General features: G+C 42.5%; 22 protein-coding genes. 9 read left to right on the plus strand and 13 right to left on the minus strand.

From position 1 onward, the window contains the following. Nucleotides 1–151 precede the first annotated feature (151 nt). Entirely contained in the window at nucleotides 152–1,078 is a 927-nt protein-coding gene (locus SNE26_RS26010; protein WP_321556764.1) for a cobalamin-binding protein, read from the minus strand. Nucleotides 1,079–1,244: 166 nt separating this feature from the next. Between SNE26_RS26010 and SNE26_RS26015 the strand changes: the two genes are divergently transcribed. From SNE26_RS26015 to SNE26_RS26030, 4 genes are read left to right on the plus strand one after another with little or no spacing between them, the layout of a single operon-like run. Further along, nucleotides 1,245–1,868, plus strand: coding sequence for a LysE family transporter (locus SNE26_RS26015; protein ID WP_321556765.1), 624 nt, complete (start codon nucleotides 1,245–1,247; stop codon nucleotides 1,866–1,868). A 40-nt stretch (nucleotides 1,869–1,908) separates the two neighbouring features. After that, on the plus strand, nucleotides 1,909–2,145 hold the full coding sequence (locus SNE26_RS26020; RefSeq protein WP_321556766.1) for a hypothetical protein: 237 nt from the start codon (nucleotides 1,909–1,911) through the stop codon (nucleotides 2,143–2,145). Beyond that, entirely contained in the window at nucleotides 2,145–2,306 is a 162-nt protein-coding gene (locus tag SNE26_RS26025) for a hypothetical protein (RefSeq protein ID WP_321556767.1), read from the plus strand. Before SNE26_RS26020 ends, SNE26_RS26025 begins: the two co-directional genes overlap by 1 nt. A gap of 55 nt (nucleotides 2,307–2,361) precedes the next feature. Then, nucleotides 2,362–2,751 (plus strand): zeta toxin family protein, encoded by a 390-nt coding sequence (locus SNE26_RS26030; protein ID WP_321560057.1) that lies wholly within the window; start codon nucleotides 2,362–2,364, stop codon nucleotides 2,749–2,751. A gap of 48 nt (nucleotides 2,752–2,799) precedes the next feature. Here the strand turns inward: SNE26_RS26030 and SNE26_RS26035 are convergent, their stop codons facing one another. The 5 genes from SNE26_RS26035 to SNE26_RS26055 all read right to left on the minus strand — a co-directional run bounded on the left by SNE26_RS26035 (nucleotide 2,800) and on the right by SNE26_RS26055 (nucleotide 6,842). Then, the gene (locus tag SNE26_RS26035; protein WP_321556768.1) at nucleotides 2,800–3,735 is read right to left on the minus strand and encodes a bifunctional riboflavin kinase/FAD synthetase; all 936 of its coding nucleotides are present in this window, start codon (nucleotides 3,733–3,735) and stop codon (nucleotides 2,800–2,802) included. Nucleotides 3,736–3,811: 76 nt separating this feature from the next. Beyond that, nucleotides 3,812–4,543: a tRNA pseudouridine(55) synthase TruB gene (gene truB / locus SNE26_RS26040; protein WP_373695607.1), complete on the minus strand. Its 732-nt coding sequence runs from the start codon at nucleotides 4,541–4,543 to the stop codon at nucleotides 3,812–3,814. 149 nt (nucleotides 4,544–4,692) lie between these two features. Next, entirely contained in the window at nucleotides 4,693–5,487 is a 795-nt protein-coding gene (locus SNE26_RS26045; RefSeq protein WP_321556770.1) for an undecaprenyl-diphosphate phosphatase, read from the minus strand. A 93-nt stretch (nucleotides 5,488–5,580) separates the two neighbouring features. Further along, nucleotides 5,581–5,874, minus strand: coding sequence for a DUF3098 domain-containing protein (locus SNE26_RS26050; protein ID WP_321556771.1), 294 nt, complete (start codon nucleotides 5,872–5,874; stop codon nucleotides 5,581–5,583). 89 nt (nucleotides 5,875–5,963) lie between these two features. Further along, nucleotides 5,964–6,842, minus strand: a complete 879-nt coding sequence (locus SNE26_RS26055; protein ID WP_110586228.1) for an ABC transporter permease — start codon at nucleotides 6,840–6,842, stop codon at nucleotides 5,964–5,966. A 365-nt stretch (nucleotides 6,843–7,207) separates the two neighbouring features. Between SNE26_RS26055 and SNE26_RS26060 the strand changes: the two genes are divergently transcribed. Beyond that, on the plus strand, nucleotides 7,208–7,420 hold the full coding sequence (locus tag SNE26_RS26060) for a hypothetical protein (protein ID WP_321556772.1): 213 nt from the start codon (nucleotides 7,208–7,210) through the stop codon (nucleotides 7,418–7,420). Between the two features lie 121 nt (nucleotides 7,421–7,541). Here SNE26_RS26060 and SNE26_RS26065 read toward each other — a convergent pair whose 3' ends face one another. From SNE26_RS26065 to SNE26_RS26075, 3 genes are all read right to left on the minus strand, one after another. Further along, the gene (locus SNE26_RS26065) at nucleotides 7,542–9,290 is read right to left on the minus strand and encodes an ABC transporter ATP-binding protein (protein ID WP_321560058.1); all 1,749 of its coding nucleotides are present in this window, start codon (nucleotides 9,288–9,290) and stop codon (nucleotides 7,542–7,544) included. A gap of 217 nt (nucleotides 9,291–9,507) precedes the next feature. Then, nucleotides 9,508–10,320 carry a tRNA pseudouridine(38-40) synthase TruA gene (gene truA, locus SNE26_RS26070; RefSeq protein WP_321556773.1) on the minus strand — a complete coding sequence of 271 codons (813 nt, stop codon included), beginning with the start codon at nucleotides 10,318–10,320 and terminating at the stop codon, nucleotides 9,508–9,510. 56 nt (nucleotides 10,321–10,376) lie between these two features. Further along, nucleotides 10,377–10,898 carry a DUF892 family protein gene (locus SNE26_RS26075; protein ID WP_321556774.1) on the minus strand — a complete coding sequence of 174 codons (522 nt, stop codon included), beginning with the start codon at nucleotides 10,896–10,898 and terminating at the stop codon, nucleotides 10,377–10,379. A gap of 129 nt (nucleotides 10,899–11,027) precedes the next feature. Between SNE26_RS26075 and SNE26_RS26080 the strand changes: the two genes are divergently transcribed. Continuing rightward, entirely contained in the window at nucleotides 11,028–11,495 is a 468-nt protein-coding gene (locus SNE26_RS26080) for a DUF4293 domain-containing protein (RefSeq protein WP_321556775.1), read from the plus strand. 376 nt (nucleotides 11,496–11,871) lie between these two features. Beyond that, complete coding sequence (locus tag SNE26_RS26085; protein ID WP_321556776.1) at nucleotides 11,872–13,734, plus strand: DEAD/DEAH box helicase; 1,863 nt, start codon at nucleotides 11,872–11,874, stop codon at nucleotides 13,732–13,734. A 363-nt stretch (nucleotides 13,735–14,097) separates the two neighbouring features. On the opposite strand, the gene SNE26_RS26090 is transcribed toward SNE26_RS26085, so the two are convergent. The 3 genes from SNE26_RS26090 to SNE26_RS26100 are packed head-to-tail and all read right to left on the minus strand — an operon-like array spanning nucleotide 14,098 to nucleotide 15,813. After that, a complete protein-coding gene (locus SNE26_RS26090) occupies nucleotides 14,098–14,418 on the minus strand; it encodes a hypothetical protein (protein WP_321556777.1) in 321 nt (106 codons plus the stop codon). 45 nt (nucleotides 14,419–14,463) lie between these two features. Beyond that, nucleotides 14,464–14,775, minus strand: a complete 312-nt coding sequence (locus tag SNE26_RS26095; RefSeq protein ID WP_321556778.1) for a hypothetical protein — start codon at nucleotides 14,773–14,775, stop codon at nucleotides 14,464–14,466. 30 nt (nucleotides 14,776–14,805) lie between these two features. Next, nucleotides 14,806–15,813: an NAD(P)H-dependent glycerol-3-phosphate dehydrogenase gene (locus tag SNE26_RS26100; RefSeq protein ID WP_321556779.1), complete on the minus strand. Its 1,008-nt coding sequence runs from the start codon at nucleotides 15,811–15,813 to the stop codon at nucleotides 14,806–14,808. A 141-nt stretch (nucleotides 15,814–15,954) separates the two neighbouring features. On the opposite strand from SNE26_RS26100, the gene SNE26_RS26105 reads away from it, so the two are divergent. Beyond that, nucleotides 15,955–16,164: a hypothetical protein gene (locus SNE26_RS26105; RefSeq protein WP_321556780.1), complete on the plus strand. Its 210-nt coding sequence runs from the start codon at nucleotides 15,955–15,957 to the stop codon at nucleotides 16,162–16,164. Next, nucleotides 16,155–16,544 carry a type II toxin-antitoxin system VapC family toxin gene (locus tag SNE26_RS26110; protein WP_321556781.1) on the plus strand — a complete coding sequence of 130 codons (390 nt, stop codon included), beginning with the start codon at nucleotides 16,155–16,157 and terminating at the stop codon, nucleotides 16,542–16,544. The genes SNE26_RS26105 and SNE26_RS26110 overlap by 10 nt, the downstream gene beginning before the upstream one ends. A gap of 145 nt (nucleotides 16,545–16,689) precedes the next feature. Here SNE26_RS26110 and SNE26_RS26115 read toward each other — a convergent pair whose 3' ends face one another. Continuing rightward, nucleotides 16,690–18,027, minus strand: coding sequence for an efflux RND transporter periplasmic adaptor subunit (locus SNE26_RS26115; protein WP_321556782.1), 1,338 nt, complete (start codon nucleotides 18,025–18,027; stop codon nucleotides 16,690–16,692). Nucleotides 18,028–18,052: the final 25 nt, after the last annotated feature.

An 18,052-nucleotide genomic window follows, 5' to 3' on the forward strand; every position in this document is an offset into this window, starting at 1 on the left:
CATGCGTCTTCTTATCTGTCGCGGGTTTAGCGATAGCGTAACCCATGACTGGCATTGTTGAAGCTTTCAGCTTTCCCATTTATTTAAGCTGAAAGCTTAAGCTACCCTACACCACAGGTTACGCTATCGCTAAACCTGCGGCAGTATTTTATCACACCGAAAACTTAATCCATCCTTCCCCTTCATAACCAAATATGAACTGCTTGGGGCGGATAATTTCGGCCAGGATCTCAATGGAATCTACAATCCTTGGACCGGGACGATTGAAATATTGGTTCCCATCGGCAATATAAAACCTGTCGTTTTTCACCGCTTTGAGTGATGCAAAACCCGGGCGGTCCAACAGCAGGTTGATCTCCCGCATGGTGCGTTCAATACTGAAGCCGCAAGGCATCACCACAATAATTTCCGGATCCTGCTGCAGGATGTCATCCCACTCAACATATGGCGAGTGCTTGCCCTCCTGCGCTAAAACGGGCGTTCCGCCTGCTATGTTTACCAGGCCTGGTACCCAGTTGCCGGATATCATTATTGGCTCCAGCCATTCAATACAGGCAACGGTGGGTTTGCTATCTATAAACTTCAGTTTATGCTTAATAATGTCAACCCGTTCCTGCAGGCTTTCAAGCAGTTCGGTACCTGCCTGCTGTACGTCAAGCGCATTAGCAATGGTAGTAATATCGTTAAGGATATCATCAAGATTATTGGGTTGCAGCGAGATAATTTGCGCCTGCTTATCAAGATAGTTTTCCAGCGCTTCTTCAACATCTTTCAGGGATACAGCACAAACCTCGCATTGGGCCTGGGTTACCACCACATCCGGTGCAAGGGTTTTAATTTGTTCGCGCTTTACGGTATAAACCGATAACGCATCGGCCAGGATCTCTTTCACTTTTACATCAATATCGGCACTGCTTAAACCATCAGGAAAATTAGCTTCGGTACATATGGGTAAATGTTTAACAGATGCCGGAAAATCACATTCGTGCGAACGGCCCACTAAATTCTCCTCAAGTCCTAAAGCACAAATTATTTCGGTAGCGGCCGGGAGTAACGAAACTATTTTTTCAGTTGGCATGTTAACAAGTTAAAGTTTGCAAATGTAAGGAAGATTCTGAACCGGGATTAAACGGATTTGTCAGATTATCGGATTCAAAAGCAGAAACCCTGGTAATCCTAAAATCCCGTCAATCATGGTTCAGACATTATTTGCCAACTCCGATTAACAACCTATCTTTGCTGCGATGATATTTCTAACATTCTTCATCGGGATCATAGCCAACTTTATAGGCTATATTCCCCCTGGCAACATAAACCTAACTTTAGTACAGATCACTATAAACCGTGGCATTAAGGAAGCTGTACGTTTTATAACCGCTTTTTCGGCTGTTGAATTTTTCTTTACTTATTTCATAATGCATGCTGCCCGCTGGCTTTCGGGGCAATTGCAGCTCAATACAGTTATCGACTGGATAATGGTAGTGCTTTTCGGCGTAATGGGATATATCACCTGGGTGCATCGTAACAAGCCGCCTAAAGCCAACTACTCCGAACATGCCAGTATTAAATACGGTATTTTATTAGGCTTTTTAAACCCTATGCAGGTGCCCTTCTGGATGGTGACCGGCACATACCTTATCACACATGAATGGATCCTTGACGGCCGGGTAGCCCTTGTTATTTTTAGCCTGGGTTCGGCAGCAGGTGCTTTTTTATGCCTGTTTATCTACGCCAAATTTGCCAGGTATATACAGCAACGATTTGCGCTAAGCACCAAATTGATCAATACCAGCATAGCTATATTATTTTTCGCTTTCGCGATGTATCATGTTGTGAAACAGGTTTATCTGTCATTTTTTAAGCACTGAGGAAGTTTAGCATTTTATAGGCAAATGATTATCTTTGTTTATGGCTAAAAAATTCAAACCGATTTTTGAGCGGACACTTTCCGAACAATCAGAGTTGATACAGCCACGGGTTGTACAAATTCAACAGGAAAATCTTAACTCGGGCTTATACAATAGTTACCGCAATCAAAATTATCCAGACTTCGGTACTTTTGTTCGTCAATATTCGGACCATCGGGAGATTGTACGCGTAGATGCCGCAACAGGACTAATTAAAACTGTTAAAGTTATCCGTTAATGCCAATTCCACAGCTGTATGTTTTTGCCGGGCCAAATGGTGCTGGAAAAAGCACACTGGCTTCGTCAATGCTACCTCCCGGTACCCCATATTTTGATGGCGACCTCCTGTTTACCGAACTCAAAAAACTATTTACGGTCTTGATGAAAGCCAGGTCATGAGATCGATTAATGATACACACTTTCCCGACTGGAAAGAGGAAAAGCTAAGACTCAGATAGATGCGGCGTTTGAAACTAATTTTCGCGATGCTGACGTTATTAATTCAGTTCAGCAGTTTAAAGATAAGGGTTACCAATCCCGCCTGGTATTTATGGGGCTTGATTCCGTTGAAGCAAGCATAGAAAGAGTAAAGTTACGAGTGGCTAAAGGCGGACATGCTGTTCCGTTAGAATATATCAACATAAATTATACCGAAAGCCTGACTAATCTCCGCAAGTTTTATAACAGATTTACATCTGTACATCTATACCAAAACTTGCAACGATTAAATGATGATTATGAAATGGTTCCGTTAATGACCATAATCAACGGACAAATAACAGAAGAGAACGAGCAACCCCCTTATTGGGCGCAGCAACTGCTTCAAATCATTGCTCAATCCTAACTCCTGTAATTGTTTTTATATCCTGGTCAGGATTAAACAGGCTTCAATCTAAGCATCCAGGCCCATCACCTTCAATACATCCACCTTATCCTGTGCCAGCTGCACTTTTAACTCTTCGAGTGATGAAAATTTGACATCGCCGCGAATGTAATGATGAAACTCCATACGGATAGTTTGATTATAGATTTCTTCGTTAAAATCAAAAATATTTACCTCGATATTGCGGGTAAGGCCATTAACCGTTGGGCGGCTGCCGATATAGGCCATTCCTTTGTATGTGCGCCCGGCTACAATCACGGTTACCGCAAAAATACCATCGCACGGAATAAGCTTATATTTTTCTTCAACCACGATATTGGCTGTCGGATAACCAAGCTGACGACCGATCTGGTCGCCGCGGACAACCTTTCCGGTAATAAAGAAAGGATAGCCTAAAAAGGCATTGGCCAAATGAATATCACCGCTTAACAGGGCATTACGAATACGGGTTGAGCTGATGGCCACTTCGTTGATGTCCTGTTCGGGAATCTCTACCACATCAAAACCATAAACAGGGCTAAGGCGCTGCAGGTCTTCAAAGCCACCCTGCCTGTCCTTACCGAAGCGGTGGTCGTAGCCGATCACTATTTTTTTTGTACCGATTTTGTTAACCAGCACATCACGAATATAGCTCTCGGCAGATTGATTGGAGAAATCCCTTGAAAAAGGGGTTATAATGAGATGATCAACCCCAAGGCGTTCCATTAGTTCGGCCTTTTCGGTAATGGTGGTTATCAGCTTTATGCTTTCATCCTCCGGGTGCAGGATCATGCGCGGGTGCGGAAAAAAAGTAAGGATCACCGTTTCGCCTCCTGTGCTTTCGGCCAGTTCCTTAATGCCTGATATAATTTTACGGTGCCCTATGTGTACCCCATCAAATGTACCGATGGTGACTACTGCATTGTTTACCGCTGTAAATTCGTCAATATTATTGTAAACCCTCATTATATGAGTAAAACACAAAGTTAATTTTTAGTTGATGGGATTAATAACCGGAGTGTTTGCGCTTTGTAAATTTCCTTTACCGAGCAGTAGGCACATTTGATACTTTTAATTCCCTTACAGTATTTACCAGTTCCATTACTTCCCAGGCATCCTCAATTTTGAAGTTGCCGCTGCGTGTGCGCCTTAGTTTTGAAAGATAGGCCCCGTTGCCTAAAGCAGCGCCAAAATCATTCACCAACGAACGGATGTAAGTACCCTTACTGCATACCACCCTGAAATCCACCTCGGGCAGCTCAATACCGGTTAGTTCAAACTCGGTTATAGTTACGTTACGCAGCTTTAGCTCTACTTCTTCTCCGCGGCGGGCCTTTTCGTACAAACGTTCGCCATCAACTTTAATGGCTGAGTGTGCCGGGGGATATTGCTGGATTTCACCGATAAACTGTCCGCAGTTATTACGGAGCATTTCTTCGGTGAGTTGGCTGATGTCGAAACTTTTGTCTGGTTCCGTTTCCATATCATATGAGGGCGTAGTTGCACCCAATACCATGGTACCGGTATATTCCTTTTCCTCGGCCTGGAAAGTATCAATCTGCTTGGTCATTTTACCAGTGCAAATGATCAGCAAACCGGTAGCCAGCGGATCGAGCGTGCCTGCATGGCCAACCTTCAGCTTAAGCGGCTTAAATGAATTGCGGAGTTTGCCAACCACATCAAAGCTTGTCCATTGATACGGTTTATTAACCAGCAGGAGCTGACCTTCAGCAAATTCCTCTATCTTAGTGTACGTGTTCTTCAAATCTTCTATTTATACCGGATCAATTTATCCGATTTTTCGCAAAGGTACGATTTTCGGCCCTATTGCCGGACAAGCTATAAATTACTACGCCGGATCAATCTCCTCTGACATGAGACTGATCCGGCGCGGCGCAAATTAACGCGATATACTTTAAAGGCTTACACCGTTTGCAACGGGTGTCCGCTCAAAATTAATCCTATAATAACAGCTCCAATCACAATACGGTACCAGCCAAAAATCTGGAAGCCACGGCGCTCAAGAAAAGTGATGAATGTTTTAATAGCCAGCATGGCAACAATAAAAGCAATAATATTGCCTATGGCCAGCAGCTTAATCTCTTCGCCGGTAAATACATGCCCTTCTTTATGAAAGTCATAAAGCTTTTTTGCAGTTGCGGCAAACATAGTAGGCACAGCTAAAAAGAATGAAAACTCGGCAGCTGCAGTACGGCTCAGTTTCTGTGCCATACCACCAACAATGGTAGCAGCCGAACGCGATGTACCGGGGATCATGGCCAAACACTGGAAAAAGCCTATTTTAAGAGCAGTTAAATTACTGATATCTTTTTCTTCTTTAACCACAGGTTTGTTAAACCATTTATCAACAAACAATAAAATAATGCCGCCAACAAACAGGGTAATACCAACAGTAAGCGCGCTCTCCAACAGAGCATCTATCTTTTTACTAAACAATACACCAAACACCGCTGCCGGTATAAAAGCGACGAACAGTTTTAGATAAAAATTAACCGATTGCAGGAACCTTCTCCAGTACAGGAACACTACTGATAAGATTGCGCCCAGTTGTATGGCAATAGTAAAAAGTTTAACAAAAGGATCGGCGGCTATGCCCATTACTGATGAGGCAATGATCATGTGCCCTGTCGACGATACGGGCAAAAATTCAGTTATCCCTTCAATAATTGCAAGGATAATAACATGGATGAGATTCATTAGGGGTTCAGGGGTTGAGGTAGAGGGTATATGTTATTTATAGCAGGTATGCTTTATTTTAAACATACCCGCTGTAAATGAGTAGATAGTGGATTAATTAACCGAAGGCTTTTTAAGAATAGCAAAGAAGCCTAAAGCAAAGCCGCCCAAAACTACTATTGGGGCAATGACAATTTTAGTGGTGCTGTAAATATCAGTTGTACCCGACATCAGCACAAAGCCGAAAGCCACAACCGCCACACTGATGATCAGCATACGGTAATTACTTTTATCAAATATAAATTGTACCGGCTGCGCAGGCGCAGTAGCTTTTGCAGCACCAGTAGCTGCCGGCGATGTTGCAGCAGTTGTTTTTACAGGGCCGGCTGGTTTAAATTTTTGTGCCATATCTTTTTTAATTATTGAATTATCGAGTTTTGAATTATCGATTTAAGGCCGGCATCAAACCTTTCAGCTTTAACCTTTTGCCTTTAACCTTATCTGTACAGATCGTATATTTTTAAACGTAAAAACTTGTTAACCGCTAAAAAGGTGCTGAAGCCTGATATAAAAATACCCAGGCCAACAACAACTAAAAACACGATGCCAAACTCGGTGTAGTTTTGTAAAAACACCAGGTCGGGTACATTATCGTAAGCTACATACAGCGTACCTATCAACAGGATAATGGCGATTAAACCGCCTAATAAACCATGCCAGATCCCGTACAATAAAAAAGGCTTGCGGATAAACCCTTTTGTAGCCCCTACCAACTGCATTGATTTGATCAGGAAACGCTGCGAATAAATAGCCAGCCTGATGGTATTGTTAATCAACGCTACCGAAAGTACCACAAAAATACCGGCGAAGGTAAGGATGATCAAACTGATGGTGGTAACATTCTGGTTCATCTGGTCAACCAGTGATTGTTGATATTTAACCTCTTTTATCAATGGGTTCTTAAGCAGTTCGGCTTTAAACTTTTCAATATCCTTGTTGTTAGCATACTCTGCTTTCAGGTAAACATCAACTGATTGCGATAGCGGGTTATAACCTAAAAACTTTACAAAGTCTTCACCAAGGTCTTTTTGCAGGTTACGGGCGGCAAGCTCTTTACTTACGTACTGGGTTTGTTTTACCATTACGTTGCCATCCAACTGTTTTTGAAGCTGTAGTACATCGCTTTCGTGGGCGGCATCATCAACAAAAATATTAAGCACGATGTTTTCTTTAACATAGCTCGAAATATTTTTAGCGTACACCAGTATTAAACCCAGCAGCCCTACCATTAACAACACCATGGCAATACCAAATACAGTTGAAATGTAGATGGTTTTTGTCTTTTTGGAGGATGCGCTTGCTTCAAATTCTTCCATTTACTTGCTTTAGATATGAGATGTGAGATATAAGATTTGAGAAAAGAAGCTTAACGCCAATCCCGATCTCAACCGTATATTTAACATCATATTTGTGCGAAAATAAGAAACCCACCCTAAAGGTAAAAGTTTATTGCTTATAAATATCGTTTAATAACGCTTTAGCTTAACAGATTTAACATTTATTAACACCGACCCGAACCTGGATTTGGGTAGATTTTCCGGATTACACAGATTTCCCTTCCACCAGATACAATCTGCGAAATCATATTAATCCCCTCAAATCCTGGTTCAGACAAATTAAACAGTTAATTCTGATATAAATCTGGAGTTAAACAAAGCGCCATTGCTATTGTTATCTAAACATGACAAAGCCAGCAAACGAAAAAGATAAACCTTCACCATCAGATACCCCGACCCACAGGCCGGCCGATAATGGGCATAAAAGCAAGGTGCGTAAAGAAGATAAACAATATCATGTAGATAGTCCGCATGGTGGCGATATTGCCAGAAAACATGAAAAGGAAGAACAGCCGGTTCATTCGGTTAAGAGTGTACCGAAGAACGGCCCCCTCTAAACGGCGTAACCCTCATGAGCACTAAAAACAAACTAATTGCGAATAATCTCCCCCGGAAGGGGAGACTTTTAAAATAATCAATCATTGAGCCCTCCCTTCCGGGGAGGGTGGGTGGGGGTGCTCACCTCGCAATCCCTGCCGAATTAAACTGCAGGTCATACAACTTACGGTAATGGCCGTTCTCAATTTTGAGTAGTTCCTGGTGGGTACCCATTTCCATGATCTCGCCATGGTCAAGCACGATGATCCTGTCGGCATTTTGAATGGTGGAAAGCCTGTGGGCTATCACTATGGCGGTACGGCCTTCCATTAATTTATTGATGGCATTCTGGATCAGGATCTCCGTTTCGGTATCAACAGATGAAGTTGCTTCGTCCAAAACCAAAATTGCAGGATTATAAACCAAAGCTCTGATAAAAGAGATCAACTGTGATTGCCCTGCCGAAAGTGTTGAGCCGCGCTCCATCACATTATAATCATACCCGCCCGGCAGCCGTTCGATAAAATCATGTGCGCCAACATCCTTGGCTGCAGCTACGATCTGGTCGCGGGTAATAGTGGGGTTATTGAGGCTGATATTATTGGCAATGGTATCGCTGAACAAAAAAACATCCTGTATTACAGTAGCTATCTGTGAGCGCAGGTAGTTTACATCATAATCATGAATATCATGTCCATCAACTCTTACACAACCTTTGCCAATTTCATAAAAGCGGTTCAGGATATTAATGGTTGATGATTTACCTGCGCCGGTTGCGCCAACCAATGCCAGTGTTTCGCCGGGTTTGATATGGAAGCTGATGTTTTTCAGCACCCAGTTTTCATCATTATAAGCAAACCATACTTTATCAAAACTGATATCGCCCTGCAGCCTGCCTGTTGTAAGTGTGCCTTTATTTTCGGCTACCTCATCGGTATCCAGTACTTTAAAAATCCTGTCGGCACCTACCATCCCCATTTGCAAGGTGTTAAATTTATCCGCCAGCTGACGGATGGGCCTGAATAGCATGTTGAGCAATACGATAAAACTGGTGATCAATCCGGGAGTGATACCCTTACCTGATGCGGTAATATTCATCATTTGACTGTCAGACAACATCCTTTTACAACCATACCAAACCAGCAGGCCCATGCAAATGGCAAACAAAATTTCTACTACAGGAAAAAATATCGAATAGTACCAGTTGGAGCGGATATTGGCATCGCGGTACTTTTCGTTTACGGCTTTAAACTTGCGCATCTCCTGGTCTTCACGGGCGAAGATCTGGATTACGCTGATGCCCGAAATATGCTCGGCCAAAAAAGTGTTGAGCCGTGCCACCTGGGTACGCACCTCCTGGAATGATGATTTGATAGCCTCTTTAAATACATAGGTTGATGCAAAAAGGAATGGCATCGGGATGAGGGTAATGAGGGCCAGCCGCCAATCCTGCCAAAGCATGTAGCCAATCACGGCAACTACCAGCAGCATATCGCCCATAATAGAGATCAAGCCTTCCGAAAAAATATCGGCAATAGTTTCCAGGTCGGATACCGTGCGGGTGATGAGCATACCGATAGGCGTACGGTCGAAGTATTTTAATCTTAAACTGGTGATGTGATTGAAAATATCAATCCTTAAATCGCGGATCACATATTGGCCCAGCGCGTTGGTTAAATAAGTTTGGTAATACTGCGCAATGGTTTGAATGATCAATTGAGCTATCATCAGCTCAACCATAAAAACGAGACCATTATAATCGTCGTTCAAAATATTAACATCCAGTGTACGCTGAATCAGGATTGGCTGTAGCAAAGCATTAGCCGCTATAAAAATGGTAAGAAAGGTGGCTATTACAAATGTTTTGTTATATGGCTTAACATAGTGCATTACCCTACCGAGCAGCTTCCAGTCGAGGGCCTTTCCGGTTATGCCCCCCCCGCCCCCTGAAGGGGATGCTGCTTGCTTGGTTGCTCCACCGTTCGCTGAAGGGGGAGTTTCCTGTTTATTATCTTTTTCGTCTTTAGCCACTATCTCAAAGTTAAAGTATAATTATATATCGTCAAATCCATTTACCCTTCTCCGCCGTAGTTCCCCCTTCAGGGGGTTAGGGGGCGGGGCTTAACGGGTATGGATATTTAACCTCCGTTAAATACAAGCCGCAGGCAGGTACGCTGGTGCCGGCATTTGAGCGGTTTTTACTTTCGATAATTTCACGGATGCCTTCGGGGGGCATTTCTTCCCGACCGATCATCATCAGCGTACCCACAATGGCCCGCACCATGTTGCGCAAAAACCTGTCGGCTGTAATATTAAAAACTATGCCACTGCCGGTTTTCACCCACTCAGCACGGGTTATTTTACAATTATTAGTTTTTACCTGGGTATTTGATTTGCTGAAGCAGCTAAAATCAATGTACTCCATTATGATAGCTGCTGCCCTGTTCATCAGATCGATATTGGGCACATCACGCAACTGCCAGGAAGCCCCCTGCAAAAAAGGGTCTTTATTAAAATGGATATGGTATTGGTATGAGCGCGATGTAGCATCAAACCGGGCGTGAGCATCGGCATGCACCGGGATAATATTTTTTATGGCGATATCAGGTGGGAGCAGGGCGTTGAGGCCCCTCACCACTTGTTCATAGTTAATAGTTGATGGTTCATGGTCAACAGCCTTACTATGATCTATGAACAATGAACCATTAACTAACACATCAAAATGCGCAAAGAATTCTTTAGCATGTACTCCTGTATCTGTACGGCCGCAACCGGTTGTTTCTATAGGCTGCCGCAGTATGGTACTCAGCGCTTTGTTTAACAGTTCCTGCACACTTATGGCATTTTGCTGTATTTGCCAGCCGTGATAGGCGGTGCCGTTGTAGGCCAGTTCAATAAAATAACGCTGATTGGTGCTCACGAGGGCAAAGTTAATAATCTGCCGCCTATGGCAGGCTCATAATTTGGTCATAGTATTTATGCCGGTTCGGTTATATATGCCTTGTAAATTGCCTCAAACGCCAGTTTATTCTTTACAGCGAGATTGAATGGCTTATTTATAAAGGTATTGCTATAGCCAATGGCTTTTGCCAGGTTTCGCAAAACATCAAAATAAGTTATCTCAATACCTTCAATGATCTGTACATAAAATACAATGAACACGTCGCGCTCCATGGCTGTTTTCCCGGTTTTAATGGCCGATATATAGGCTTCAAGCGTCATCGCTTTTATGCCAAGCACCATTGTTTTTGATGGCGTTTCATTAATGGCATCGTAAATCGAGTCAAGCTGGATAAGCTGCTTGTGGGTGGCTTCATAACATTCTTCTACAGCCTCCTTTAAATAGGCCAGGGATGCAAGCTCTTTTATCTCTTCAAAAAAATCAATCAAATGTTTCTTGCCAAAATAAATACTGTTCAGGTGCTCAAGGAAAATCCTTTTTAAGTGGGCATTCTCAAATTTAACGTCTTCGGGGTTTTGTTCACTAATAGGGGCCATATAACAACGATTTAAATACGAATAAATGTACATTAAATAATTATCATATAACGCAACCGATATCGCTAATAAATTAGTGTTCCTCCAATAAGCAAAACATTTATATTTGCCTTTATAATTTTCAATATCATGCTGCAACGCATTCAAAGCATTTACCTTCTATTCGCCAGCCTTGTGCTGTTCGCCCTTTTCTTTTTTCCGCTTGCCCATAACGTTTATATTAATGATAAGCCCTCAAGCATCATGGTTACCGGTATTTACCAGGATGTGAACGGTGTGCAGCAACATACGCAAACATTTGTTGCACTTACCGTTATAACAGCTATTGTAGCCCTTGTACCGCTGGTTATCATTTTTCTATATAAAAACCGCAAACAGCAAATAGCCTTCTGCTACAGCGCTATACTGGTGCTTATCGGCTATAGTTTCTGGATGGCACAAACTGTTAAAGGTGCAGCAGGCAACATTACGCTTGATACGCGCACGATGGGCATTGGCCTGTTCCTTACATCATTAAGTATCATACTGATCATCTTTGCCCAAAAAAGCATTAAGAAAGATGAGAAGCTGGTAAAATCGGCCGATAGGTTGAGGTAGGCCCGGGTTAACGTTAAGTCGACAGTACCAGGTCGGAAGTTACAAGTCTGGTTTTTCTTTTTCTATACCTGGAGTTTGTGACTAAAGGCTAAGTCCCTTTTTTGCAATCCCGGTGTAAAAACCAGGTGATGGATTTATGATTTCCATGTTCTCTAAAGGCTTCGTCATCTAAAAATCGACCTTTAGAAACCACTAAAGAGAGCAATGCTTGTTACGAAATTATTAATTAACTGGTTTTTTTTCAGTCAATTAGTAGCTTATTCTCAATAATAGCACTAAACTTCATTTTATCGCAACACGCCTATTGGATTTATAAAACATTAACACTATCTTTGCGCCCGATTTGGCGATGTTGCCAGATTCGTTATTTAAATTCATGAACAACCCATTTATTGAACTGGGAATCCGTCATGATATTGTTAATGCCATCTCTGAGTTAGGATTTGAAAATCCTACACCAATCCAGGAGCAGTCAATCCCGGTATTGTTAACAGGCAGCAACGATTTTGTCGGATTAGCCCAAACCGGGACCGGAAAAACTGCTGCCTTTGGCCTACCATTGTTGGAACTGCTTGATTTCGAAGAAAATCATCCACAGGCACTTGTTTTATGCCCAACACGCGAACTTTGTTTACAAATCGCGAACGACATCAAGAATTACTCCAAAAAAATGAACAACGTACACGTTGTTGCCGTTTATGGAGGTGCAAGCATTATGGATCAATTACGCCAGATCAAACGCGGCGTTCAGATCGTAGTAGCTACACCAGGTCGTATGCTTGATATCATAAACCGTAAGGCTATCGACTTTTCGGCTGTGAAGTATGTAGTATTGGATGAGGCTGACGAAATGCTCAATATGGGCTTTCAGGAAGACATTGATAGTATCTTATCTACCACACCCGAAGAGAAAAAAACCTGGCTATTCTCGGCCACCATGCCTGCCGAAGTTAGGCGGATTGCCAAAAAGTACATGGACAATCCGTTTGAGCTTACTATGGGCGCAAAAAACACCGGCAATGCCAATATCGAGCACGAGTACTATATAGTACGTGCACGTGACAAGTATGCCGCTTTTAAACGTATTGTTGATTTTAACCCTGATATTTTTGGGATCGTATTTTGCCGTACCAAAATTGAAACTCAGGAAATTGCTGAATCACTGATCAAAGACGGCTACAATGCCGATTCATTGCACGGTGACCTTTCACAGCAACAACGCGATAAAGTGATGAAACGCTACCGCGAGCGCAGCCTGCAATTGTTAATTGCTACTGACGTTGCCGCCCGTGGTATCGACGTTAATGACGTTACGCACGTTATCAATTATTCATTACCTGACGAAATTGAAAATTACACCCACCGTAGCGGTCGTACAGCCCGTGCCGGTAAAACAGGTGTATCTATCTCTATCGTAAACGCTAAAGAATTAGGCAAGATTCGTCAGATTGAGCGTGTTATTGGTAAAAAGTTTGTAAAAGCCGAAATCCCAACAGGTTTCGATGTTTGCGAAAAACAATTATTCTCTATCGTTCACAAAGTACATAACGTTACTGTAAACGAAGAACAGATTGAGCAGTACCTGCCGCGTATTTACGACGAGTTTAAAGATTTCACCAAGGAGGATTTCATTAAACGTTTTGCTTCAATTGAATTTAACCGTTTCCTTGATTACTATAAAAACGCTCCCGACCTGAATGCCAGCGTTGAAGAAGGCCGTAACAGGTTTGAAGAACGCGGCGAACGCGGCAATGGCGTAAGAGGCAACTTTACCCGTTTGTTTATAAACTTAGGTTCTGTTGACGAGTTTAACCGTGGCGATTTGCTGGGTTACATTTGCAACACAACCAAAATCAGCGGTCGTACCGTAGGTAAGATCGATGTTAAAGGTGTGTACTCATTCTTTGAAGTACAGAACGAGGACGTTGATAAAGTGATGGCCAGCTTCAAAGAAGCCGAATATAAAGGTCGCCCTGTGAGAATAGAGATCTCTGGCGAAGGTACCAGCGATAACCGTGGCAGTGGCGAACGCCGCGAAGGCGGATATCGCGGAGGTGATCGTCGCGAAGGAGGATACCGAGGTGGTGATCGTCGTGAAGGCGGATACCGTGGTGGCGAACGTCGTGAAGGCGGTGGCTATCGTGGTAACGAAAAGCGCGAACATAATGGTGGCGGTGGTTTCCGTGATTTTTCAGGCAAACCCCGTGAAGATCGCCCGGAACGCAGAAGGAGATTTTAATTAAGAACCAGGAGTTTTAGATACAAGAGCCAGGGCTGAAAAGTACCAGCTCTTGTATCCTAACTCTTGAATCCAATACAAATCACCAGGTGACTTATAAGTCCGAATCGAAAATCGGAAGTTCAAAGTAGAAAATATTGAACTTCAGACTTAGAACCTCACGCGGTGGTTTTCATGAGCTTCCTTTAGTAAGAAGCATTAGTTTTAGTTTAGTTTTGTTAACAAAGCCTTTTTACCGCTGCATACGGGAACAAAGGCTTTTGTTTTTATATATAAGTCCGCATTTTTCTGTTCATAAGCAAACTTCAGCCTATCGATAAAACTTACGAACTTTAGGCTTTAGCATTCAGCTTTACGCTCACATTAACGGCTAAATTCAACAATATCCGAATCGGGATAACTAAGTGTTAACTTATTGTCGGTAAGCTCCTTAATGCAAAACTTGGTATAAGGCCTGCTTCCCTGGTATGAGGTGTAAATGGTATCTTTTTTCACAAAATAATCCTCCTTACTGGCCTGCCCGTCATCCATAATAAAATCTTTATCGGTTATTGAGAGTTTGGTTGAACCATCTTTTGATTTCCAGTTACCTTCCAGCTTTTTATTGGCAGCGGGTGGCTGCGAACAAGAATATATCAATAACGTGCCTGCAATTGCAGCAAATATCGGAGCAAACTTTTTCATGACGGATCAGGATTTTTAGAACGGCTTATATCTTTTTGAATTTAATTATTGGGCCGGTTTATCTATCAATTCAGATTTTTTCAGGTAAACACGGTGCCCTTTCTTATTCACGTAAAAATAATGTGAGTACTTATCAATGTAAATGGTTTCGCCATTGGGGCCAACTTTGCCGGCATATTTTTTATCGGCTACCGTAGCGGCGCCTTTAGCCGCAATTTCGGATGTTTTATGGCCTATCTTTTTAGTGGTTTTGCTGATCTTACCACCAAGGGTTGAGTCTTTATGCGTTTGGGCAAAACCCGGGGCAACCATAAACGTACCGGCAGCAAACAAGGCTATTTTAAACAGATTTTTCATATTGACGGTAATTAAGTTTTTTTAATAAAATCAACTCAATTTTTCGGCCAAATTTCTCATTTCTATCACAGGTGAGCGTTTTTGATATAAAATAGCATAAACAGCCTCGCAAATAGGGATGCTTACCCCATATTGCTTGTTAACCTCATGTAGGCAATTTACTGCATAGTATCCTTCGGCAACCATGTTCATTTCCAGTTGGGCCGATGTTACTGTATATCCTTTGCCTATCATATTGCCAAATGTACGGTTACGGCTAAATTGCGAATAAGCTGTAACCAGTAAATCGCCCAGGTAAGCCGACTCCTTGATATCCCTGTCGATAGGGTGCACAGCCGCCACAAAACGCTCCAGTTCGCGAATGGCATTTGATATCAGCACCGCCTGGAAGTTATCGCCATAACCCACGCCATGGCAAATACCGCTGGCAATGGCGTACACATTCTTTAATACCGCGCCGTATTCGGTGCCATAGATATCGTCGGATATATTGGTTTTGATATACCGGGTATTGATCATGCCTGCAAAAGCCGATGCCAGTTCAGTATCACCTGAGGCTATTGTTAAGTATGATAATTTTTCAAGCGCAACTTCTTCGGCATGGCATGGCCCGCTGATCACCATAAAATCATCAAACGATATATCGTATTTTTGATGCAGAAATTCGGCAATTATCAGGTTTTCGTCGGGCACTATGCCTTTAATGGCCGATACTATTTTCTTTCCTTTCAGGTCGGCAGCTGTAATATCTTTTAGCGCATCTTTCAAAAAAGCAGCCGGTACATTAAGCAATACAATATCAGCAGCCTCGATAAGCGGTTTCAGATCGGTAGATATATTTTGTTCGGGAAGTTTGATCTCCACCGAACTCAGGTAATGCGGGTTACGCGCAAACTTTTGCAGATGTTCCACAGCTTCGGCATTACGCATCCACCAAAAAATTTCTTTTGGGGTGGTGTTGTCGATAAGCATTTTGATATTGGCCGTAGCCCAGCTCCCCCCGCCAACAACTGTGATCTTGTTTAATTTTTTATCCATCAATAAATAATAGAAAATCTATGTGCCAGGTTTTAATCGGCTAAGCAAATTAATGAAATATTATGCAGAATGGCCACATGACTTTTAGATGCAGGAATTAAGATGAGAATTGATTAAATTTGTATAACAGCGATTTGAAACATGACGACAGTAACCGTAGATATTATAAACGAAAAGGCCATGAAGCTTTTGGAAGACATGGAACTTCTTCAGTTGATCCGGGTACATACCGAAACTAAGGAATACTCCAAAAATAAAAATTGGATTGCTAAATATAAGGGAGCAATGACTAAACAGCCATTACCCGAAGTTGACGCCCAATTAAAAGAATTGAGAGACGGATGGGAATAACTTATCTTTGGGATAGCAATACAGCAATCTATTTCCTACAAAAACAATTTCCTCCTATAACAGAAAAGTTTATTGAAGAATTATTAACAGAAAGTCTTCCAACAATATCGGCAATTACCGAGATTGAATTACTTTGCTGGAAAACAACTTCTGATGCTGATCTTCAACTGCTGGCTGATTTTATTAACGACGTAACTATCTTCGAACTCGAAAAAGCAGTAAAGCTTAAGACTGCAGAAATCCGTAAAGCAAATCGCATAAAACTTCCTGATGCAATAATTGCTGCCACAGCATTAGTTCATGAACTTACACTTGTAACAAGGAATGTCAAGGATTTTGATCAAATCAGAGGATTAAAAGTCATTAATCCGTGGGCCTGATATTGCGATAGACTCCTCTTTCCCGTCACGGGGTACGCTATCGCTAAACCCGCGGCAGTTATAACAAAAAACGCCCGGCGAAGCCGGGCGTTACAAAATTTAATTCTTCATCTGCGCATTTAAAATCTGCACATCTGCCTATCAATTACTTAGTATTATCAGCATTAAACAGTTTAGATTTATCCACTTTTTCAACCATCTGTCCATCGCTAAGTGTTTTTGAAATAGCCGAATATGGAGCTGATACAACTTCTTCGCCTCCTTTAAGGCCGGATAATACCTGGATGTAACTGTCATTCTGGATGCCGGTTATTACCTGTACCTGTTTTAATTTTCCGGCATTGAGTACAAATACATATTCCTTAGCTACCGGGCTGATCTGCGGTTTGCTTTTATCATCATCAGCTTTCGGCGGACCGTTATTTTCTTTCTTTTCCTCGCGTGTGGTTACTGACTGAATTGGTACCGACAAGGCTTTAGCCGAGTTGGTGCTGATATCAACAGTAGCAGTTAACCCCGGGCGGAACGGCGATGGGTTATCGGCCGTTTTCTTTAACAGGGCAACATATGATTCGGCATTGATCCGCACCTTCACGGTAAAGTTGGTTACCTGGTCGGCAGAGGTACCTACCACGTTTGCCGAGCTGCCTATTTCAGTTACCACACCGGTAAATTTCTTGCCTAAAAATGCATCTACCTCAATTTTTGATGAATCACCGAGGGAAATGCGGTTGATGTCGTTTTCATTCACATCAACATTCACATCCATTTTGCTCAGATCAGATATGGTCATGATCTCGGTACCGGCAAATTGCTGGGTACCCAAAACGCGCTCACCTTTTTCAACAGAAAGCTTTGAAACCACACCATCCACAGGTGAGTAAATGGTAGTTTTCGCCAGGTTATCCTGTGCTTCCTTAACCGATGCTTGTGATTGTGCCAACCCGTATTGTGAGCCTACCACATTTTGTTTGGCAGCTTCAAGCGACGCTTTAGCGCCTTCATATGCAGCTTTGGCATTTTCAAATTCCGAAACGGTTAACACCTTTTTATCATAAAGTTCTTTACTGCGTTTGTAAATACCGGCCTGGTTAGCATAAGTAGCTTCGGCTTGTTTAAGCATTTGGCTTGAGTTACCGACGCTTGCTTTTTGAGTATTATATGATGCGATAGCACGGTCATACCCCGATTTTAAAATGTCGGGCCTGATTTTACAAAGCAACTGGCCTTTTTTAACCACATCGCCCTCTTTAATTGGCAGCTCAACCACCTCACCCGATACTTCGGGGCTTATCTTAACCTCAACATGCGGTTTGATCTTTCCGCTGGCCGATACGGTTTCATTTATCTCACGTGTTTCGGCCTTTTCGGTAGCTACCTGGGTTAGCGCAGGCTTGCCTATCAAGCCCGTTGCTTTAGCAATGATCAGCAGGACAATCAGTGCACCAAGACCTATCAGAATATATTTAGTAGTTTTTCCCATGACGGTGAATTTGGATATTTTACGG

This window comes from Mucilaginibacter sp. cycad4 (assembly GCF_034263275.1).
Classification (GTDB): Bacteria; Bacteroidota; Bacteroidia; order Sphingobacteriales; family Sphingobacteriaceae; genus Mucilaginibacter.